We start from the raw sequence: 20,492 nt of genomic DNA on the forward strand, positions 1-20,492 counted from the left end.
TCACACAGTTGGATGGCCCCATCCTATGCGATCAAAGAACGCTGCAATCTCCCTTGAAGCTCGTTCGGGATCTTCGCGGTGTGGAAAATGGCCGGCGGCCGGAAACATCGCCAGGTCGAGATCGGCAAAGGTCTCTGCCAGGCGATCGGTCCATGCGAAAGGGAAGAGGGGATCGGCTTCAGTCCAGCGCACGCAGGTCGGAATCCCAATCGGATCGAGTGCGGGAGCCTCGCCTTTCATCATCGCAATCCGCCCCTGATGCGAAGCGCGATAATGGGCGAAGCCGCCATCCAGATTGCCCGGTTTCATGAAATTATCGACGAAGGCCTCCAGCACATCGTCAAAGGCGTCCTTTTTATGCGCCCAATGACGTAGAAAATAGCCGATGTACGCGCCGCATCCTTCGCGGCTGGCGCCTATAATCCGGGCCGCAAAATCCATCTGGTTGAAGGATTGGTAGTAAGCGGAGCCCTGACCCCACCTTGCGGTTGTAGGAAGCAGCGCCGAGTCTTTGTGTTCTGATGGACTGGGGCGCGCTGCTACTATGATAATCTCGGGTGATGATCCTGTGAGCAAGAGCGCGCAGCGATTTGAGGTTTTCACGGGCGCTGGCAAGCGGCGGGACTGGCCGCCCGAGGTGAAGGCCTCGATCGTTGCCGAGTGCTACGCTGGTGAAGGTGTCAGCGCCGTCGCGCGTCGGCACGGACTGGACCCGTCGCAAGTTTATGCCTGGCGGCGGGATCTGCGGAAGCAGTTCGAGGCTGAGGGCCTCATTCCAGCGACGCGACGGTCGGAAGCGCCTGTCTTTGTGCCTGCCGTGATTGATGCGGTTGATGCAGCCGATCCGGCTCCCACACGTCGTCCGCGGCGCCGACGGCGAACGAGCACGGCAGCCGTCGAGTTGAAGATCGATGGAGTGGCGGTGAAGATCGGCCGTGACGCCGAAGCGAGCCTGATTGCTGCGGTGATCGAAGCGCTCCGGGCGACGCGATGATCGGACCTGGTGCCGGTGCGCGAGTGATGGTCGCCACGCGCCCGGTGGATTTCCGCAAAGGCCCCGACGCGCTCGCCGCGCTGGTCGGCAAGGAGTACGGCGGCGATCCCTACTCAGGCGTGATCTACGTGTTCCGGGCGAAGCGGGCGGACCGGGTTAAGCTGGTGTGGTGGGACGGCACTGGCCTCTGCCTGATGGCCAAGAAGCTCGAGCAAGGAGGCTTTCGCTGGCCGGGGGTCCAGGACGGTGTGATGCGGCTGACCGCCGCTCAACTCGCCGCCTTGCTGGAGGGTCTGGACTGGCGCCGGGTACACGGCGGGCGCCGTCCGATCGCGCCACAGATTGCCGGTTGACGGGGAATTCTTAGGCTGATTCACTGCTTCCATGCTCATCGATGCGGACCTTCCCGAGGACGTCGAAGCGCTCCGTGCGTTCGCGCTGGAACAGGTCCGCTTGGTGGCAGCCGAACGTGCCGCTGCCGCAGATTTGGCACTCGCGAAGAGCGAGGCCGATGCGGAGATCGAGCGGCTCCAGTCGATCATCGATGCGTTCATGCGTCACCGGTTCGGCGCGCGGTCCGAGCAACTGGATCCCGACCAGCTCCAGCTCGGCCTGGAAGATGTAGAGACGGCACTTGGTAAGGCCCGCGCAGCCCGTGAAGCAGCGGTCACCAAGGCCGGTGGCGAGCGAACGCGCAAGGCCAACCGCGGCTCGCTGCCCGCACACCTGGAGCGGATCGAGCAGGTTGTCGATCTTGAGCACCAAGCTTGCCCATGCTGCGGCAGCGCCCTCCACCAGATCGGCGAAGACATAGCTGAACGTCTCGATGTCGTGCCGACCACCTTCCGCGTACTGGTCACGCGCCGTCCGCGGTATGGCTGCCGCTCCTGTGAGGGTGCGGTCGTGCAGGCTCCGGCGCCAGCGCGGATCGTCGAGGGCGGCGTCCCCACCGAGGCGCTCATCGCGCAGGTCCTCGTCGCCAAGTATGCCGACCACCTCCCATTGTACCGCCAAGCTCAGATCTACGCCCGGGAGGGCATCCAACTCGATCGATCCACCTTGGCGGACTGGGTTGGGCGGGCAGCATGGTATCTGCGACCCTTACGGGACCATATTCTCGAGCGATTGCGACGATCGGAGCGACTGTTTGCCGACGAGACCACCGCACCGGTGCTCGATCCAGGGCGCGGACGGACCAAGACCGGTCAGCTATGGGCTTACGCCCGTGACGACCGACCATGGGGTGGCGGCGATCCACCGATGGTGGCCTATGTCTATGCCGCCGATCGCAAGGGCGAGCGGGCTGAAGCCCATCTTGGAGACTTCGCCGGCATCCTGCAGGTTGATGGCTATGGCGGCTACACCGCGCTCGCCAAGCGGCGGCAGCAGATTCAACTCGCCTTCTGTTGGTCACACGTGCGCAGGAAGTTCTACGAGCTGGCAGACAAGTCGCCGGTGGCGACCGAGGTGCTGCGCCGGATCGCCATGCTCTACGCGATCGAGGACGAGGTTCGCGGCAGCTCCGCGGAGCAGCGCCGCGCCGTGCGCGCCAAACGGGCCCGCGTCATCGTCGATGACCTGCACGTCTACCTCGAAGCACGCCTCCGGCAGGTCAGCGCCAAGAGCAAGCTTGCAGATGCCATCCGCTACGCGCTCACTCGCTGGCCCGGGCTGTCGCTGTTCCTCGACGACGGCCGTGTCGAGCTGGATTCCAACACCGTCGAGCGATCGATCCGACCCCTGGCCCTCAATCGCAAGAACGCGCTGTTCGCCGGCTCCGACGAAGGCGGCGATAACTGGGCGGTGATCGCCACGCTGATCGAGAACTGCAAGATCTCGGATATCAACCCGCATGCATGGCTGACTGAGACCCTCACCAAACTAGCCTGCGGTCATCCAGCCAACTCCGTCGGCGAACTCATGCCGTGGACCGCCGTGGCCTGAGAACACCGCTTACGATTGGTACCAGATCTCGATCAGACGATCTGGCTCAGCCATTCGCTTTCCAATCCCGGGATAGACAAAGTTAAACAGGAAAAGACCGGAAATGCGTTCCGGGGCCTTTCGCGCCAGTTCTTGCGCAACCGCTCCTCCCACATCATGGGCGACCACTCCTGCTTTTTCTATGCTCAGCGCGTTGAGTAACCCGATCATGTCGCCGGCATGCTCGGCTGCGCCGAACCGGCCGAGCGGCTTGTCGCTGTCGCCAAAGCCGCGCAGATCGGGCGCCACCACCGTAAAGCGGTCCGCCAGCCGTCGCATGAGAGGTTCCCAGGTCAGCCAAAACTCGGGCCATCCATGCAGCAGCAACAGCACAGGTCCCTGCCCGCAGCGCGCGACGTGAATTGTAGCGCCATCTATTGAGACATTAATATGCTCGATCATATACTGGTCCCCGGTTCCATGCCGTACTTGCATGACAAGCCCTGGTTAAACCGCTTTTGCCATTTTTTCTATTGGGCCAATAGCCTGCCATAGAAGTTCTTCTGTTGTGATCTGAATTGCGGCACCTCGAAAGCCGCCGAGTGGACAAATTTGTCGATTGCCGCCTCCGGCGTTCAAAAATGTCCATCATCGCAGAGCCTGAGATCACCTAACATACTGGGAATGCGTCAAGATCATTTTGGCACGCGGCTTGCTCTATTCAAAATACAGCCATTGGGGCCGGACAACCTCGAGGACTGATTCAATTAGGATGGAGTGGATAGCTATGGGCAAGTGTGGATCCGTCAAAAGCCGACCTACGTCGTGGAAGACCGACGATATCCTGGCGTTGGTGAATGAGACCGAAGGATATATCGATCCGCGTATCTATACCGACGATGAACTGTATCAGCTTGAGCTCGAGCAGATCTTCGCTCGCTCATGGTTGCTGCTCTGCCACGAAACCCACATTCCCAAAGCCGGCGATTACCTTGCCGCCTATATGGGCGAAGATCCGGTCGTCGTCGTTCGCCAGAAGGACATGTCGATCAAGGTCTTTCTGAATCAGTGCCGCCATCGCGGCATGCGGATTTGTCGCGATGACGGCGGCAATGCCAAGTCGTTTACCTGCAGCTATCACGGCTGGGCGTTCGATATCGGGGGCACGTTGGTGAATGTTCCCTATGAAAAGGACGCCTATTACAACGAACTGGACAAGGCCCGGTGGAGCCCGATCCAGGCGCGCGTGGAGACCTACAAGGGGCTCGTGTTCGCAAATTGGGATCGCGAAGCGCCGACGCTGGTCGAATATCTGAGCGATGCCATGCCCTACATGGACCATATGCTCGACCGGACCGAAGCCGGCACCGAAGCTGTGATCGGCATTCAGAAGTGGGTGCTGCCCTGCAACTGGAAATTCGCGGCCGAGCAGTTCTGCAGCGACATGTATCACGCCGGAACGGTCTCGCACCTTTCGGGCGTTCTCGCCGGACTTCCGCCTGAAATGGACCTGGGTGATGCCCAGATCCCCAACTATGGTGTGCAGTTCCGTTCGAAATGGGGCGGTCACGGCACGGGCTTCTATGTCGACCAGCCCGGCATTCTCGAAGCCATCATGGGGCCGAAGATCACCAAATACTGGACCGAGGGGGCGGCTGCGGAAAAGGCATCGGAGCGGCTTGGCGGCGTCCACCGCGGCCGCAGTCCGATGGGCCAGCATATGACGATCTTCCCGACATGCTCGTTCCTGCCGGGCATCAATACGGTCAGGACCTGGCAGCCGCGCGGACCGAATGAAACGGAAGCCTGGATTTTCGTGATCGTGCCTGCCGACGCACCGGAAGAAATCAAGGATGAGTTCCGCAAACAGACGGTCCGCACCTTCTCGGCCGGCGGTGTTTTTGAGCAGGACGATGGCGACAACTGGGTCGAAATCCAGCGCGTATTGCGCGGTGCGGTCGCGCGTTCCCAGGTGCTGAACGCGCAGATGGGACTCGGCCACTCGAGGACCGATCACCCCGATTATCCCGGCATCATCTCCAACGTCTATGCCGAGGAATCGGCTCGGGGCTTCTATGCGCAATGGCGGCGCATGATGACCGAGCCTTCCTGGTCGACGCTGGCACCGTCCGCTTGACGCTTCTCACCCGTGATGGCCTTGCGGGTGCTGCGATGTCTGCACCGCGGGCCACAGCTCTGAAAGACAGCTTATGACGACCTTACTTGCAGAAACGTTCCGCCGCCTCGGCCATATCGTCGATGCCGAAACGCAGCATCATGTCGAGCACTTCTACTATGCGGAGGCGGCGATGCTCGACAGCCGCCTCTATGATGAATGGCTCGATCTGTTCGACGAGGATATGCATTATTATATGCCCATCCGGCGGAACCAGACGCGCAGGAACGCCGCCGAAGAATTCTATGAGAAGGGGGCCTTCGCGCATTTCGATGACGATATCAACACGATGCGCGGACGCATTCGCAAGGCGACATCCGATCTTAGCTGGTGCGAGAATCCTGGTTCGAGGACCAGGCACACCGTCTCGAACGTGATTGTGCGGAAAGGGGGAGATCCCGACACCTTCGCGGTGAGCTCGGCCTTCATCGTTTATCGCAATCGCCAGGAACGCCAGACCGATTTTTTCGTCGGTGAGCGGCGCGATGTATTGCGGGTCGCCAATACCGATCTGGGCTTCACGATCGCGACGCGAACGATCCTGTTGGACCAGGCCACGGTGCTGGCGAACAATATCAGCGTCTTCTTCTGAACGCACAAGGGCCAGACGCTCGTGTCCCGGTCTTTCGACCCCGATGCCATCGTCTGGCCCGAAATGCGGCACCCGTTCAGAATTCATGTTCGTGGCCTCGACACGTCGGTCGGTTCCGATGGGCGCGCCAGCGTTTATGCCGCCATTCGCTCACTGCTCTCGCGTCGTTCTCCGCGAGGCTGCGCACAGGGGGGATGCGGCTTGTGCGCGGTGCGATTGATTGCGGGAGAAGTTGTCCTGCTCGGACCGATGAGCGCGAGCAAGCTCGCAGTCGGCGGCCCTGATCCAGCGCGCGTGTTGGCCTGCAGAATTGCTTCGGCCAGCGATCTGGTCATCGAGCTGGGTGAAAGTCTCCTGCGTCTCTCAGGACGTCCGGTCGGGGCGAGCGATATCGAAAAACAATAGGAGGTTTGGATGTCTGTATTGCGACTTGGTCATGTCCAACTCAGGGTCATGAACATCGACGAGGCGATTGAGCATTATGTCAACGTAATCGGCATGACGGTGATCGCGCGAGGGAGCGACGGCAAGGCCTATCTCAAATGCTGGGACGAATGGGATGCCTATTCGTTGATTCTCGAACCGTCGGACAGCGCCGGGCTGACGCACATTGCCTTCAAGGTCGCGGCGGACGCGGACCTTGATGCACTGGCCGACCGCATCGCGAGCAGCGGGGCGGACGTCGAGCATCTGCCGGCGGGCAGCCTCCATGCTTGCGGCCGGACCGTCGCATTTCGATTGCCGAGCGGACACCAGATGATCCTGTTTGCCGAAAAGGACGGCCTCGGCACCGACGTCGGAAATCTCAACCCCGATCCCTGGCCGGACAGCATCCATGGCATCGGTGCACACTGGCTGGACCATCTTGCCCTGGTCTGCGAATTCGATCCGGCACGCGGTCTCAACACCGTTGCCGACAATGCCGCGTTCCTGCGCGACGTGCTGGATTTCAAGGTGACCGAACAGTGCCTGGGCGGGCCGGATGGCTCGGTAATGATCGCGGCCTTCCTCACCCGCACAAACACGCCGCATGACATTGCTTGCGTGCCTGGCCCGAGTTCCGGGCTGCATCATATCGCGTTCTTTCTGGACGACTGGAATGGCATCCTTCGGGCCGCCGATATCGTTGCCAAAAGCAAAAAGCAGCCAAGCCTTACGCCCAATCGACATGGCATGACCCGCGGAGCGACCTTCTATATGTTCGACCCGTCGGGCAACCGGAACGAGACATTCGCGGGGCTGGGCTATCTTGCAACGGCCGATCGTCCGCTGGTGACGTGGACGGAGGACCAACTCGACCGCGGCTTGTTCTTCCTCGGAGGTGAAGATCGGACCTTCGTCGAGGTTTATAGCTAGGACGGACATGCTGCGGTCGGCGGGCCGGTGGCCGGCCGACCGCCGTTTCAGTTTGGCAGGCCTGAGGCTTCCCTGTTCTCCATCATCTTCCATTTGTAGGTGAACTGGCGCCGCGTCAGCCCAAGATGCTGGGCGGCTTTGGTCTTGTTACCGCTGCAGCGTTTCATCGCCAAACCGAACAGCGCCCGCTCATGGGCATCGAGGGAAAGGTCGGTCTCGATCAGCTGATCATAGGCCTGCTGCAGCGCAGGGCTGGTTTCCATGCAGAACTGGCCCCGGCGATCGACCCTGAAGCCATCGGAATAAGGCGGTCGTCCTCCGGCAAACAGATGCTCGACCTCAATCCAGGTGTCGGGTGAGGCGACGAGAACCCCTCGCTCCACCAGATTTTCGAGTTCACGAACATTACCCGGGAAGGAGTGCGATATGAGCATGTCCATCGCCCGATCCGAGATACCTCTCAACCGCTTTTGATAGCGTTTCTCGAACCGCGCGATCAGGCTTGCCACGAGTATCGGAATGTCGCTCTTGCGCTCGCGCAGAGGGGGGATGGTGACGGTGAAGGGCGACAGCCTGTAATAGAGATCCGGCCTGAAGCGGCCTTCTTCCACCGCCCGCATCAGATCGACGTTGGTCGCCGCCACGACACGGACATCGACCTGCGTCGTCTTGCAATCACCCAGGCGATCGACTTCGCCGTTCTGCAGGACGCGCAGGAGCTTGACCTGCGCGGAGAGGGGAAGGTCGCCGATTTCATCGAGCAGGATGGTGCCCTTGTGGGCGCGCTCAAAACGGCCGGCCCGGTCCATCGTGGCACCCGTATAGGCGCCCCGTTGGACCCCGAATAATTCAGATTCGATCAGGTCGGTCGGGATCGCTGCGCAATTCACCGCGACGAATGGTTCATTGGCCCGGTCGCTCTTCGCGTGTAGCCATCGCGCGAAAAGTTCCTTGCCGACGCCAGTCTCGCCTTGCAGCAGAACATTTATCGGCCCGCTCGCGGCTATCCTGAGCTGATCAAGGGCCGACCGAAATGCCTGCGAGGTGCCAACCGGCTCGTCCGGCTGGCCACTGCACGATGGACTCGCTTGTAGCCTTGGCGCACTCGGCACCTTCTTGGGCTTGTCGAATGCAGGCTCGCTTGCCCCGAAATAGTCGGTGCAATCTCCATCCTGTTGCCATTCCTCGGCCGGCTTGCCGACCAGTCGGCAGCAACTGTCGCCCTTGCCGATGCACTCGACCTCGCGGAATTCGATGTAACGCCGGAGAAATCTGCTGGTGTATCCGGAGGCATGTCCGACAAGCGACCAGCAGACGGGCTCGTGGCTCAATCCAAACTGCTGAATATAGGATTCGGCTTCCCAGGAGACGGTGCGAACAACCTCACCGCGAAAGATTCCGGCGTTCCAATCGATTGTGCTGCCGACGATTTCGACCCTTCCATTGCCTTCGAAGGAGAAGAGCTCCGGTCCGATCCTGAAGACGTCCATCGCATCGCCGCTGTCCAGCATCTTGTGTGCGACTTCGGCATCGCGTTGTCCGGCGGCATAGCCCGCCCGGACGAGAATCCGGCGGGTTTGGGTTACCCCCAGCGCCTCGTAGAGCGCCTTGCGAAGCTCTCCCATCGCGCTGGCGTGGACAAGCGACATGCGGCTCTCTTCGAGCCAGATATCACCGCGCGAAAAATCGACCCTGAGCTTGTCCAGCAGGGCGAATTTCTCGATCAGATTTTCCTCTCCCATTTTTCCATTCCTTTTTTTCAAGGATTGAGCAGGGAGTTGATTACCGTCGGATTGCGGGCTTGAGCATGATCTTGATCAAATATGTGCGGAATCTACAAATTTGTCGAGTGGCGTGCCTGCGCTGGCGATAGGCTTGCGGCACAATGGGCCTGGCGCCATCCAGGCCCTGCCGAACAGGACATATTGGCGCGGGAACGCAGGTGCAAGCGAAGCATGGCCTCAGGTTTCACGCGATCAAGGACCGCTCAGCGCCGCTCGCGCGCTTCCACGACCACAAGCAAATCCTTGGCCTCCACCAGGTCTCCCACGCCGACCAGCACTTCACTGACTATCCCGCGACAAGGGGCGTTGATCGAGGTTTCCATCTTCATGGCTTCCAGCACCACAAGACGATCCCCCGGATTGACCTGTTGGCCGACGCTGGCACTGACGGCTACGACCACGCCAGGCATTGGCGCAGCGATGTGAGCTTCGTTTCCTGGCTCGGCGATCCGCCTGCGGGGCCGCGCGCCACTCGCCTTTCGGTCCGAGACCATGATGATCCGCGGCTGTCCGTTCAGCTCGAAGAAGACGCGTACCGTGCCGTCGTCTTCGGTTTCGCCGATCGCAGTCAGGGTGATGACCAGCGCCTTACCGCGCTCGATCGCGACGCTGATCTCCTCACCGGGCTCCATGCCGTAGAAATACACCGGCGTTGGCAAGGTGGAGACGGGACCAAAGCGATCGGCAGCCTCGGCAAAGGCGATAAACACCTTGGGATACATGAGAAAGCTGGCGAACTCGCGCTCGCTCAGCGGACGGGTGCAGACCGCTTCCGCCCGCTCGCGCTCGGCGTCGAGGTCCAATTCCCTCAGGAGGCTTGCCGGACGGACGGTATTGGGCACGGCATCGCCGAGCACGCGCTTCTGGATGTCCGCCGGCCACCCGCCCGTCGGTTGCCCAAGGTCGCCGCGCATCATTTCCACGACCGAGGCGGGGAAGGAGATCTCGCGCGCAGCGTCCAGCACGTCGGCGCGGCCGAGGTCCTGCGCCACCATCATCAGCGCCATATCCCCCACGACTTTCGAGGAGGGCGTGACCTTGACGATGTCACCAAACAGGAGGTTGGCCTCATGATAGGCATTGGCGACTTCGTGCCAGCGCGCCTCAAGTCCAAGGCTCCGCGCCTGCTCCTTGAGGTTGGTGAACTGGCCGCCGGGCATTTCGTGGAGATAGACCTCCGAGGCGCCCGAGCGCAGGTCGCTCTCGAAGGCGGCATATTGGCCGCGCACGGCTTCCCAGTAAAAGCTGATCGCGCGGATCGCCCGCGGATCGAGCCCCGGATCGCGGGGGGCATGGCGCAACGCCTCGACGATTGCACCGAGGCAGGGCTGTGAGGTCGTGCCCGACATGGCGTCCATCGCGGCATCGATGCTGTCAACTCCGGCCTCGACCGCCGCCAGCACGCTTGCCGCCGCTGCGCCAGAGGTGTCGTGGGTGTGGAAGGCGATCGGCAGATCGGTTGCCTCGCGCAGCGCCTTGAACAACGCGCGCGCTGCCGCAGGTTTCAGCAGCCCTGCCATGTCCTTCACCGCCAGCATCTGGCAGCCCGCTGCCTCGAGCTCACGGGCAAGGTCGACATAGTAAGCGAGGCCGTATTTCGCCCGGTCGGGATCGAGTATGTCGCCGGTGTAACAGAGTGCCCCTTGCGCCAGCTTGCCGCTCTCCACCACTGCGTCGATCGCGACGCGCATGTTCTCGGTCCAGTTGAGGCAGTCGAAGATGCGGAAAATATCGATGCCCTTGGCCGCCTCGGCGACGAAACGGCGCACCACGTTGTCCGGATAGTTGGTGTAGCCGACGCCGTTGGCCCCGCGCAGCAACATCTGCGTGAGCAGATTTGGCGCAGCCTCGCGGATGGCGAAGAGCCGTTCCCAAGGATCTTCCGACAGGAAACGCATGGAGACATCGAAAGTCGCGCCACCCCAGCACTCGAGGCTGAGCAGCTGCGGCAGCGTGTTTGCATAGGCGGGCGCGATCCGCACCATGTCGTCAGTGCGCATGCGGGTCGCGAGCAACGACTGATGCGCGTCGCGCATGGTGGTGTCGGTGAGCAGCACCTGCTCCTGCGCCCGTATCCAGCGCGCGAGACCCGCAGCGCCCTGGCGTTCGAGGATCTGACGCGTGCCTTCGGGGGCGCCGGATGGAATGGGCCCGGAGGTGGATGGCGCAACTGGCGGACGCAAATCGGCACGCGGCCTTGCGCGGCCGACGACATCGGGATGGCCATTTACGGTTACGTCGGCAATGTAGCTCAGCAGCTTCGTTGCGCGATCGCGGCGCTTGCTCATCTCCAGAAGCCCGGGCGTCTCATCGATGAAGCGAGTGGTATAGCGATTGGCGATAAAGTCGGCGTGGGTGAGGACGTTTTCGAGAAACGCAAGGTTGGTCGCCACGCCGCGAATGCGATATTCGCGGAGCGCGCGGGTCATTCGCGCAATCACTTCACCCGGCGTCGGCGCCCAGGCCGTCACCTTTTCCAGCAAGGGATCATAGTGGCGCGTGACGATCGCGCCGGAATAGGCGGTGCCGCCATCGACCCGCACGCCATAGCCGAATGCGCCGCGATAGGCGGTGATCCGGCCATAGTCGGGAATGAAATTGTTCTGCGGGTCCTCTGTGGTGATGCGGCACTGGAGCGCATGGCCATTCAGCGCGATCGCCTCCTGCGGCGGTACTCCGGTCTCTTCCGTATCGCCCAGTTTTCCTCCTTCGGCGATGCGGATCTGCGCCTTCACGATGTCGATGCCCGTTACCATCTCGGTGACGGTATGCTCGACCTGGACGCGGGGGTTGACCTCGATGAAGTAGAATGCGGCCGTAGCCTCATCCATCAGAAACTCGACCGTGCCCGCGCCCTGATAGCCGGTACTGCGCCCGATCTTGAGCGCCGCCTCACACAAGGCGGAGCGGGTCGCATCGTCGAGATAGGGAGCGGGCGCCCGCTCGATCACCTTCTGATTGCGCCGCTGAACGGAACAGTCGCGCTCGAAAAGATGGAACAGGTTGCCGTGGCTGTCGCCGAGCAGCTGCACCTCGACATGGCGGGCGCGGCGGATGAGCTTCTCAAGATAGACCTCGTCGCGCCCGAAAGCCGCCTTGGCTTCGCTCCGGCCCGAACGGACCGCCTCGATGAGCCCATCTTCGTTCTCGATTGGCCGCATGCCTCGTCCGCCGCCGCCCCAGCTCGCCTTCAGCATCAGCGGATAGCCGATCTCCCGCGCGATCTGGCGCACCTCGTCCTCGTCCATCGGCAATGGCTCGCTTGCCGGCACGACCGGCACCCCTGCGCCAACGGCGACATGACGGGCCGAAACCTTGTCACCGAGCCGGCGCATCGTTTCGGGTTGCGGCCCGATGAAGATGATTCCCGCCGCAGCGCAAGCTTCGGCGAACGCGGGATTTTCAGAAAGGAAACCATAGCCCGGATGAATCGCATCCACCCCCGCGTCGCGCGCAACCTCGACGATCCGTGCTATGTCGAGATAGGCTCCGATCGCCCCCTTGCCGCCTGCCCCCAGATGATAGGCCTCGTCCGCCTTGAAGCGATGCAACGAGAGCTTGTCCTCCTCCGCGTAGATCGCGACCGTGCGAATTCCGAGCTCGGTTGCCGCACGGAAGATGCGAATGGCGATCTCGCCGCGGTTGGCGACCATGATCTTGCGGAAATGAGGAACAGTCATACACTGGCACCTGATTGCGGCAGCACCCGGCCGGTGTCCCGGCGTGGTCGCCGGATGGACTATGCCGCGAGCGCGCGCGTGGAGATTTGCGTGAGAAGCACCGCGCCGGCCGTCGCGGCTGCTTTCAAGCCCAGCGCTTCCGGCACGACCTGATCGAGAAAAAAGCGAGCGGATGCGCGCTTGAGGCTTGCAAAATCGCTGGCGTCCAATTTTGCTGCAGCGTTCATCTGACGCAGCATCAGCCAACCCGCGACAGCGACCGAAAGCATGGTCAGAAACGGATAGCTGCCTGCCAGGCGATCTTCGCGGCTAACAGCCATCAGCTCATTCGCCGTGGCCTCCACCGCCTCGATGAGAGCGGCCAGCGCAGTTTCTCCTGCGCACTCGCTCCGCATTTCGGCAAGCAGCCCACGCAGGGTCTCCCCGCCATTCAGGTCCAGCTTACGGTTGACCAGATCGGCAGCCTGGATGCCATTGGTGCCTTCGTAAATCGGGCCAATGCGGATGTCGCGATAGTGCTGTGCCGCACCGGCTTCCTCAACGAAGCCCATCCCGCCGTGAACCTGCACGCCAAGGCTGGCGACCTCGCAACCGATATCGGTGCCCCAGGCCTTGGCCAGTGGGGTCAGCAGGTCGAGCCGCGCCGCCGCCCTGGTGTCGCCGCGGTGCGCGCGGTCTGCGCAGCCTGCCGCGAAATAGACCAGCGCCCGCGCCGCCTGCGTCAGAGCGCGCATCCGCAGCACCATGCGGCGGACATCGGGCTGCTCGATGATCGCCTTGCCGAACTGAACGCGCTCCTGGGCATAACGGGATGCCCGCTGGCTCGCGGCTTCCGCCACCTCCACTCCCTGAAGCCCGACATTGAGGCGCGCGTTGTTCATCATCGTGAACATGCAGCGCATGCCTTCGTTCTCCTCTCCGATCAGCCAGCCATGGCAATCGTCGGCATCGCCAAAGCTGAGTGTGCAGGTGGGCGAGGCGTGGATCCCGAGCTTTTGTTCGATGCCGGTGCAGCGAACGTCGTTGAATACGCCCGGTGCGCCCGTCTCGCCGGGGCGGAACTTGGGGACGAGGAACAGCGATATGCCTTTGGGACCGGCAGGGGCGCCGGGTGTCCGTGCGAGTACGAGGTGGACGATGTTGTCGGTCAGGTCATGCTCGCCGAAGGTGATGAAGACTTTCGAGCCCTTGATCCGCCAGCTGCCGTCGCCCGCAGGCGTGGCAGTGGTGCGAAGGGCGCCAACGTCGGACCCGGCCTGCGGCTCGGTCAGGTTCATCGTCCCGTTCCATTCGCCGCTCACCAGCTTGGGCAGGTAGAACGACTGCAGGTCCGGCGAGCCATGCGAGATAAGCGCTTCGATCGCGCCCGGCGTCAGCATGTTGATCAGTGAGAAGCCCATGTTGGCCGAGCCAAGGTCTTCCATCAGCACGGTCGCCAGCGCATAGGGCAGACCCTGCCCGCCATGTTCAGTGGGTACGCCAATGCCGCCCCAGCCGCCGTCAACGAATGCGGCATAGGCTTCGCGAAAGCCTGCGGGCATGGTCACCGCACCATCGTCCCAGCGCGCGCCGACGGTGTCGCCGATCCGGTCAAGGGCGGCATAATGACCAACTGCAAATGCCGCCGCACCCTCGATCACTGCATCGATGAGATCGATGTCCTCTATAAGCTCAGAGATCCCGACGACATGCTGGAGAACGAAGCGCTGTTCGGATGTGGGCGGGGTATAGGACATCGTCGTCTTTCGGTGAGAAATGCATTGGAAAATCGCCCGGCAGGAGACAAAAAGGCGAGGATCGATCCCAAAGAGATCGATCCTCGATAGGCAGGGTGACTTTCGAAATTGGACTGCTGGTGCACGTCACCTTTGGACGTCCCTTATCGGACCTTGCCACTTCGTTCCGTTTGACCAGCATGTTTATCTCGCTCGAAGCTGCCCTTTCGTGTTCCCATCCGAGTCGGGAAATATGGATATTCCTTTTTTGGAAAATATCAATATTTATGATCCAACAGCTAAGCGAGGCGTCACGGCGGCGCTGAGTCGTGAGGCGCGTGTCGCGCTAATCGTGCGGTCGGATACTGAAGCGATCGTCCGGCATCTGCGGCGCGGCGCGAATGATCGGAGCTGGAAGGCCCCCTGCGGAGCAGCCCTTGTTGGTCAGCCCCCGTCGATTTCTGCCACGCCTTGACCGGCCTCGATCACAGGATTGTGGGCAAAACCAACCGGTGAAAAACGCTGGGTCAGGCGATAGCGAGCTGAACACCGCCGTTGGCGGCCGGAGAAAATCTGCCTCAGAAGTCGCGCTTCAGCCGTGTCCTGGCGGCCCTGTGGGCGCCCCGGCGTCAGCCGATCCGACTGAAATCGGGCGGGCGCTTCTCGATGAAGGCGGCGAACACCTCTTGCGCCTCGGCGCTCACCAGCCGCTCACCGAAGGCGGCGCTTTCCGCGTCAATGCGCTGCTGGATAGCCTCCACCTCGCGCATTAGCTGCTTGGTAGCCGCGACCGCGCCGGCTGGCTTTGCCGCGAGCGCCAAGGCCGCCTCGCGCGCGGCCTGCGCCACCCCGTCGGCGGGAACCGCGCGGTTGGCAAGGCCCAGCGCTACCGCTTCCTCGCCTGACAGCGCGGCTCCCAGCACGAACAACTCGAAGGCGCGGACATGGCCGATCCGTATCGGCAGGAGCAGCGACGAAGCGGCCTCGGGGACCAGCGCGAGATTCACGAACGGCGCGGAAAGGCGCGCATCGGGCGCGACGAACACGAGATCGCAATGGAGCAGCATCGTCGTGCCGATGCCGATCGCCTTACCCTGTACGGCGGCGACGACCGGCTTGGTCGTGGCTGCGAGCGCACGTAGCACGCGGCCGACGGGAAGCTCGTCGAGCCCGCCGCGATGCTCGCGCGCCCGCGCGAAATCGACAAGGTCGTTGCCAGCGCAGAAATCGTCGCCCGCCCCGCAGATCAGCACAGCCTTTACGCTTTTCTCAGCCTCTGCATGGAGCAGGGCATCGGCGAAGGCGAGATACATGGCATCCGACAGCGCGTTCTTCTTCGCCGGCCGATCGAACAGGATCTCCAATACGCCATCGACGATCGTGGTGCGGATGTCTTGCGTCATATCCGATCCTCATGTCCTGGTCTGGCAAGCGCTTCGGGCGGATCGGATCGAGATCTCGCCCGGCGCTTTCGTTTACGTCAAGGTCGCGCGGCGTGTGGCGCCAGGCGGGTCAATGTTTGGCTCAATCTTTCAGCAGATCGAGCGCAACATCGACGATCATATCTTCCTGCCCACCGACCATCTTGCGGCGGCCGACTTCGGCAAGAATGGCGCGAGTGTCGAGACCATAGTCCGCGGCTGCTTTCTCGGCGTGACGCAGGAAGCTCGAATAGACGCCGGCGTAGCCGAGCGTGAGCGTCTCGCGGTCAACGCGCACCGGGCGATCCTGCAACGGGCGAACGAGCTCTTCGGCTGCGTCCATCAGGGCGTAAAGGTCGCAGCCGTGGTTCCACCCCATGCGGTCAGCCGCCGCGATGAACACTTCGAGCGGAGCATTGCCAGCCCCCGCTCCCATCCCCGCGAGCGAGGCATCGACACGCACCGCGCCGTTCTGCACGGCAACGATCGAGTTGGCGACGCCGAGCGAGAGATTGTGATGGGCGTGGACGCCGCGCTGCGTCTCCGGTTTCAACACCCGGTCATAGGCTTGCAGGCGCGCGGCATATTCATCCATGCTCAACGCGCCGCCACTGTCGGTGACATAGACGCAATGCGCGCCATAGTCTTCCATCAGCTTTGCCTGCGCGGCCAAGGCCTCGGGGCTGGTCATATGGCTCATCATCAGGAAGCCGGAGACATCCATGCCAAGACCCCGCGCAGCCTCGATGTGCTGCCTGGAAACGTCTGCCTCCGTGCAATGCGTGGCGATACGGACAGACTTCACGCCCATCTCGCAGGCGTGCTTGAGATCGTGCACGGTGCCGATACCCGGCAGCAGCAGCGTGGTCAGAACGCTATGCTCCAACACCTCGGCGACCGCGCCGATCCAGTCCCAGTCCGTATAGGCGCCAAAGCCGTAGTTGAAGCTGGAACCCTGCAATCCGTCACCATGGGCGACTTCGATTGCGTCGACCTTGGCGGCATCGAGCGCGCGGGCGATGGCCTGCACATGATCCAGCCCATATTGATGGCGAATGGCGTGCATGCCGTCGCGCAGGGTGACGTCCTGGATGTACAGCTTTTGCGTGATCGGATCGAAGGTCATGCGGCAACTCCCGCGAAATGGCGTTGGGCGATCTTCTCGGCGGTCTTGAGCGCGGCCGAGGTCATGATGTCGAGGTTGCCGGCATAGGCGGGAAGGTAGTGCGCCGCGCCTTCCACCTCGAGAAAGACGGAGACCTTCAAGCCGGTGAAGCTGCCGTCCATTTCCGGAATCCGCAGCGGCCGGTTGCCGCCGATGCTCTCGAACTGCACGGCCTGCTTCAGGCGATAGCCGGGGACATAGGCCTGTACTTCGGCAACCATGTCCTCGATGCTCTTGCGGATCGTATCGTGGTCGGTCTCCTCGCACAGGCAATAGACCGTATCGCGCATGATCAGCGGCGGTTCGGCCGGGTTGAGGATGATGATCGCCTTGCCGCGCGTGGCGCCGCCGACATCGACGATGGCCTGGCTGGTAGTCTCGGTGAACTCGTCGATATTGGCGCGTGTGCCAGGGCCGGCGCTCTTCGAGCTGATCGAGGCCACGATCTCGCCATAATGCACCTTGGCGACGCGGCTGACCGCGGCGACGATGGGGATCGTCGCCTGGCCGCCGCAAGTGACCATGTTCACATTGGTGGCATCGAGGTTCGCCTCGCCGTTCACCGGCGGGATGGTGTAGGGGCCGATGGCGGCGGGGGTAAGGTCCACCACGCGCTTGCCATGCGCCTGCAGCAGCGCGTTGTTGTGCTTGTGCGCGCCCGCACTGGTGGCGTCGAACACGATCTTGATGTCCGCGAATTCGGGCATCCGAACCAGGCCGTCGATGCCTTCGGCGGTGATCGGAACGCCCATGCGCGCCGCGCGCTTCAGCCCGTCGCTTTCCGGGTCGATGCCGACGAAGGCGCCCATTTCCAGCACGTTCGACAGGCGCATGATCTTGATCATCAGGTCGGTGCCGATGTTGCCCGAGCCGATGATCGCTATTTTGGTCTTGCCCATGATGTCAGGCCTTTGCGTAAGTGAAGGAACAGGTACCGATGCCGCCGACGAAGGCCTCAACCTTGTCGCCCGGCTTCATCGCCGCCATCGGGCCAAGTGCTCCCGCCAGAAGGATATCGCCCGCCCTTAGCGGTTCGCCGCGCGCGGCGAGGGTCCGGGCAAGCCAGGCCGCGGCATTGAGCGGGTGGCCGAGCGCCGCCGCGCCCGCGCCCAGAGAAACCGTCTCGCCATTGATCTGCATGACCATCCCCGCGGTCCACAGATCGAGCCCCTGGAGTGGTTTTCCTTCGCCGGCGAGTACGAAGAAGGCCGAGGAGCCGTTGTCGGCCACGGTATCGGCGAATGTGATCTTCCAGTCGGCGATGCGGCTGTCCACGATCTCGATCGCGGCATGGACGGTGGCGACGGCGGCCGCGACTTCCTCGGGCGTCGTCTCTGCCGAGGGCAGGTCGGCCGCCAGCACGAAGGCGATCTCGGCCTCCGCCTTGGGCTGGATGCACTTGGCGGGATCGAGCGCACCGCCATCGGCCACGCGCATGTCGTCGAACAGCGCGCCGAAGTCGGGCTGGTCGACGCCGAGCTGGGTCTGCACGGCCTTGGCCGTCAGCCCCGCCTTGCGCCCGACGATACGCCGGCCCTGCGCCTGCCAGAAACGGGTGTTGATTTCCTGGACAGCATAAGCGCCGGCTGCATCGACGGGATCGAGCCCGTCGCGCATCGGCGGTACAGCGCCCGAGGTATAGGCCTCGCGCAGGCGGATCGCGAGATCTTCATGGGAAGGGGTGCTCATTCGAAGGTCCTCTCTTCGTCTCCAATGCCCAATATTGTGTTGTTGACCTTGGAGCCAGAGCGTCGGAGTGCTATTGTCTCATATCATGAGACGCTTCGCATGAGCCAGGGAACACCTCCCATCGCCGCCCTGGGCCGCAGTCTCGCCATGCTCGAAGCGGTACTGGCGGACCGGGAGGGGCGCAGCGTGGCTGCCATTGGTGCGGACATCGGGTTTCCCCGCGCCACCGCGCATCGGCAGGTAGCGACGCTGGTAGCCGAACGGTTCCTGGTGCGTCTGCCCGGCGGACGGCTGGGGCCGGGGCCCCGCCTGCTGGCCCTGCTGCCAATGGCGGATGAGAAACAGGTGATCGTCGCTGCCGCCGCGCCGATGCTCCACCGCCTTGCGGCGAAGGTGGGCTGCGTGGTCCAGCTCGGCACGCTGGAAAACGATATGGTGACCTACCGTCTCAAGACCGGGCAGGGGGCAGGGGACCTCTTCACCAAGGTGGGCTTGCAACTGGAAGCCTATTGCACCGGCATCGGCAAGATCCTGTTGGCCAATCTGCCCGAAGCCGAACGCGAGGCCTATCTTGCGACCGGACCGTTCCCGGCCCTGACTGCAAACACGATCACCGATCCGGACCAATTGCGCGAAGAGTTGATGCGCGTGCGCGCGCAGGGCTTTGCGCGCGACGATGAGGAGATCGCCAAGGGCCTCGCCTGCATTGCGGTACCGATCAAGGGATCTGATGGTCGGATTTCCGCGGCAATTTCTGTTTCTCGCGGGGTGCCGGGATGGGTAGGGAAAGGCGAGGCGCGCATTCTTGTTTTGTTGGAAGAAGCGGCCCGCCTCATTGAAGCTGCAATTCACGGCAGTGATCCTGGAAAATTACTTCTCCAGGCGTGAAGCACGCCTCCTGATCCCGTCCAGGCATCCGCCGCTAATTTGACCGCACCTATTCGCTTTCACTCCTTGGAGAGCAAGGAGACGCGCCCGAGGAATATAGCACGAGAAATGCCATCATGCGACGGCAGTTGTTTGTGCCTGGGATGCTTATTGTACAGACAGGACTATGACAGTTTAGATGTTTCCGCGGTCCCTTGACCCACGGCCCTGGCCGTTCTGACGAATTCTTCGAGCATGGGCATATGATCATCTGCGCGGTGGATCAGGCACAGGTCAAATGTTGCGGCATCCTGTTCATCGAACGATACATAGGTGACACCAGGGATGTTGAGATTGCGAACCGAGTCCACGCCAAGCGCTATGCCCAATCCGCTTGAGACCAAGGAGATTGCCGTGATCACGTCTTCGACATTCTGGGCTATATGCACCGACACGCTCCGCTCGTGAAGCATGCGGAGCAGGAAATTGCTGAATCCGCCGGGTCGTTCGATTGGAGGGTAGAATATGATGGGTTGCTGGTTCAAATCGCTCAATGAGAGCGACGCCCGCGCAGCCAACGGGTGTTCGGTGGGGATCGCAGCAAGCATCCTCTGACTCGCGATTGTCTGCCAGAACAACCCTGGATAATCGTTGAAGAAGCGGTTGAACCCGACATCGATGCGACGTTCGATCAAGGCTTTGACCTGCTCTTCCCGCGACATGGTGTGGAGCGAGACCTCGACGTCAGGGAACTGTTCGCGAAATGCCAGAACGATACGGGGGATGACGTCAAAGATCGCCGACCCGAAAACGCCCACGTCGATTCGCCCCATCTGGCCTTGGCCGATTGCGTTTGCCCGCGTCGCCCCTTGATCGACCAGGGCGAGAATATTGCGCGCATCGGCATAAAAGGATTCGCCGGCAGCGGTGAGTGTAATGCCACGGCTGTTCCGCTCAAGCAGGCGAACGCCGAGGATCTCTTCGAGTTGCTGGATCTGCCGGGTAAGCGGCGGTTGAGAGACGTTCAGTTCTGCGGCCGCGCGGCGAAAGCTATGGTGAGTGACCACCGCTACGAAATACCGCATATGACGCATGTCGATGGATGATGAATATCGTACCATTGGCACGCC

General features: G+C 62.3%; 18 protein-coding genes. 8 read left to right on the plus strand and 10 right to left on the minus strand.

All coding sequences use genetic code 11. From position 1 onward, the window contains the following. Positions 1-441 carry an alpha/beta fold hydrolase gene (locus AX703_RS19250; RefSeq protein ID WP_197423773.1) on the minus strand — a complete coding sequence of 147 codons (441 nt, stop codon included), beginning with the start codon at positions 439-441 and terminating at the stop codon, positions 1-3. A 127-nt stretch (positions 442-568) separates the two neighbouring features. On the opposite strand from AX703_RS19250, the gene AX703_RS28985 reads away from it, so the two are divergent. The 3 genes from AX703_RS28985 to AX703_RS19265 are packed head-to-tail and all read left to right on the plus strand — an operon-like array spanning position 569 to position 2,938. Further along, positions 569-994, plus strand: a complete 426-nt coding sequence (locus AX703_RS28985; RefSeq protein WP_369821041.1) for a transposase — start codon at positions 569-571, stop codon at positions 992-994. Continuing rightward, positions 991-1,347 carry an IS66 family insertion sequence element accessory protein TnpB gene (tnpB, locus tag AX703_RS19260; RefSeq protein ID WP_062346370.1) on the plus strand — a complete coding sequence of 119 codons (357 nt, stop codon included), beginning with the start codon at positions 991-993 and terminating at the stop codon, positions 1,345-1,347. Before AX703_RS28985 ends, tnpB begins: the two co-directional genes overlap by 4 nt. A gap of 31 nt (positions 1,348-1,378) precedes the next feature. Next, the gene (locus tag AX703_RS19265) at positions 1,379-2,938 is read left to right on the plus strand and encodes an IS66 family transposase (protein ID WP_062346372.1); all 1,560 of its coding nucleotides are present in this window, start codon (positions 1,379-1,381) and stop codon (positions 2,936-2,938) included. Between the two features lie 9 nt (positions 2,939-2,947). On the opposite strand, the gene AX703_RS19270 is transcribed toward AX703_RS19265, so the two are convergent. Continuing rightward, positions 2,948-3,379: an alpha/beta fold hydrolase gene (locus tag AX703_RS19270; protein WP_197423774.1), complete on the minus strand. Its 432-nt coding sequence runs from the start codon at positions 3,377-3,379 to the stop codon at positions 2,948-2,950. 325 nt (positions 3,380-3,704) lie between these two features. Here AX703_RS19270 and AX703_RS19275 point away from each other — a divergent pair, with 325 nt between their 5' ends. From AX703_RS19275 to AX703_RS19285, 4 genes are all read left to right on the plus strand, one after another. Further along, on the plus strand, positions 3,705-5,054 hold the full coding sequence (locus tag AX703_RS19275) for an aromatic ring-hydroxylating dioxygenase subunit alpha (protein WP_062346377.1): 1,350 nt from the start codon (positions 3,705-3,707) through the stop codon (positions 5,052-5,054). Between the two features lie 73 nt (positions 5,055-5,127). Next, entirely contained in the window at positions 5,128-5,685 is a 558-nt protein-coding gene (locus AX703_RS19280; RefSeq protein WP_062346379.1) for an aromatic-ring-hydroxylating dioxygenase subunit beta, read from the plus strand. Positions 5,686-5,748: 63 nt separating this feature from the next. Beyond that, positions 5,749-6,090, plus strand: coding sequence for a 2Fe-2S iron-sulfur cluster binding domain-containing protein (locus tag AX703_RS28990; RefSeq protein ID WP_369821042.1), 342 nt, complete (start codon positions 5,749-5,751; stop codon positions 6,088-6,090). 9 nt (positions 6,091-6,099) lie between these two features. Next, positions 6,100-7,041, plus strand: coding sequence for a catechol 2,3-dioxygenase (locus AX703_RS19285; protein WP_062346380.1), 942 nt, complete (start codon positions 6,100-6,102; stop codon positions 7,039-7,041). Between the two features lie 47 nt (positions 7,042-7,088). On the opposite strand, the gene AX703_RS19290 is transcribed toward AX703_RS19285, so the two are convergent. From AX703_RS19290 to AX703_RS19320, 7 genes are all read right to left on the minus strand, one after another. Then, on the minus strand, positions 7,089-8,783 hold the full coding sequence (locus tag AX703_RS19290; RefSeq protein WP_062346382.1) for a sigma-54-dependent Fis family transcriptional regulator: 1,695 nt from the start codon (positions 8,781-8,783) through the stop codon (positions 7,089-7,091). Positions 8,784-9,028: 245 nt separating this feature from the next. Further along, positions 9,029-12,505 carry a pyruvate carboxylase gene (gene pyc / locus AX703_RS19295; protein ID WP_062346384.1) on the minus strand — a complete coding sequence of 1,159 codons (3,477 nt, stop codon included), beginning with the start codon at positions 12,503-12,505 and terminating at the stop codon, positions 9,029-9,031. Positions 12,506-12,564: 59 nt separating this feature from the next. Beyond that, positions 12,565-14,241 carry an acyl-CoA dehydrogenase gene (locus tag AX703_RS19300; RefSeq protein WP_062346386.1) on the minus strand — a complete coding sequence of 559 codons (1,677 nt, stop codon included), beginning with the start codon at positions 14,239-14,241 and terminating at the stop codon, positions 12,565-12,567. Between the two features lie 608 nt (positions 14,242-14,849). After that, complete coding sequence (locus tag AX703_RS19305) at positions 14,850-15,623, minus strand: enoyl-CoA hydratase-related protein (RefSeq protein ID WP_062346388.1); 774 nt, start codon at positions 15,621-15,623, stop codon at positions 14,850-14,852. Between the two features lie 121 nt (positions 15,624-15,744). Then, positions 15,745-16,767: a 4-hydroxy-2-oxovalerate aldolase gene (gene dmpG / locus AX703_RS19310; RefSeq protein WP_062346390.1), complete on the minus strand. Its 1,023-nt coding sequence runs from the start codon at positions 16,765-16,767 to the stop codon at positions 15,745-15,747. Further along, positions 16,764-17,705 carry an acetaldehyde dehydrogenase (acetylating) gene (locus tag AX703_RS19315; protein WP_062346392.1) on the minus strand — a complete coding sequence of 314 codons (942 nt, stop codon included), beginning with the start codon at positions 17,703-17,705 and terminating at the stop codon, positions 16,764-16,766. The genes dmpG and AX703_RS19315 overlap by 4 nt, the downstream gene beginning before the upstream one ends. Before the next feature lie 4 nt (positions 17,706-17,709). Continuing rightward, positions 17,710-18,495 carry a 2-keto-4-pentenoate hydratase gene (locus AX703_RS19320; RefSeq protein ID WP_062346394.1) on the minus strand — a complete coding sequence of 262 codons (786 nt, stop codon included), beginning with the start codon at positions 18,493-18,495 and terminating at the stop codon, positions 17,710-17,712. 99 nt (positions 18,496-18,594) lie between these two features. On the opposite strand from AX703_RS19320, the gene AX703_RS19325 reads away from it, so the two are divergent. After that, positions 18,595-19,383, plus strand: coding sequence for an IclR family transcriptional regulator (locus AX703_RS19325; RefSeq protein WP_062346396.1), 789 nt, complete (start codon positions 18,595-18,597; stop codon positions 19,381-19,383). A 164-nt stretch (positions 19,384-19,547) separates the two neighbouring features. Here the strand turns inward: AX703_RS19325 and AX703_RS19330 are convergent, their stop codons facing one another. Beyond that, positions 19,548-20,483, minus strand: coding sequence for a LysR substrate-binding domain-containing protein (locus AX703_RS19330; RefSeq protein WP_062346398.1), 936 nt, complete (start codon positions 20,481-20,483; stop codon positions 19,548-19,550). Positions 20,484-20,492: the final 9 nt, after the last annotated feature.

This window comes from Novosphingobium sp. CCH12-A3 (assembly GCF_001556015.1).
Lineage (GTDB): Bacteria > Pseudomonadota > Alphaproteobacteria > Sphingomonadales > Sphingomonadaceae > Novosphingobium > Novosphingobium subterraneum.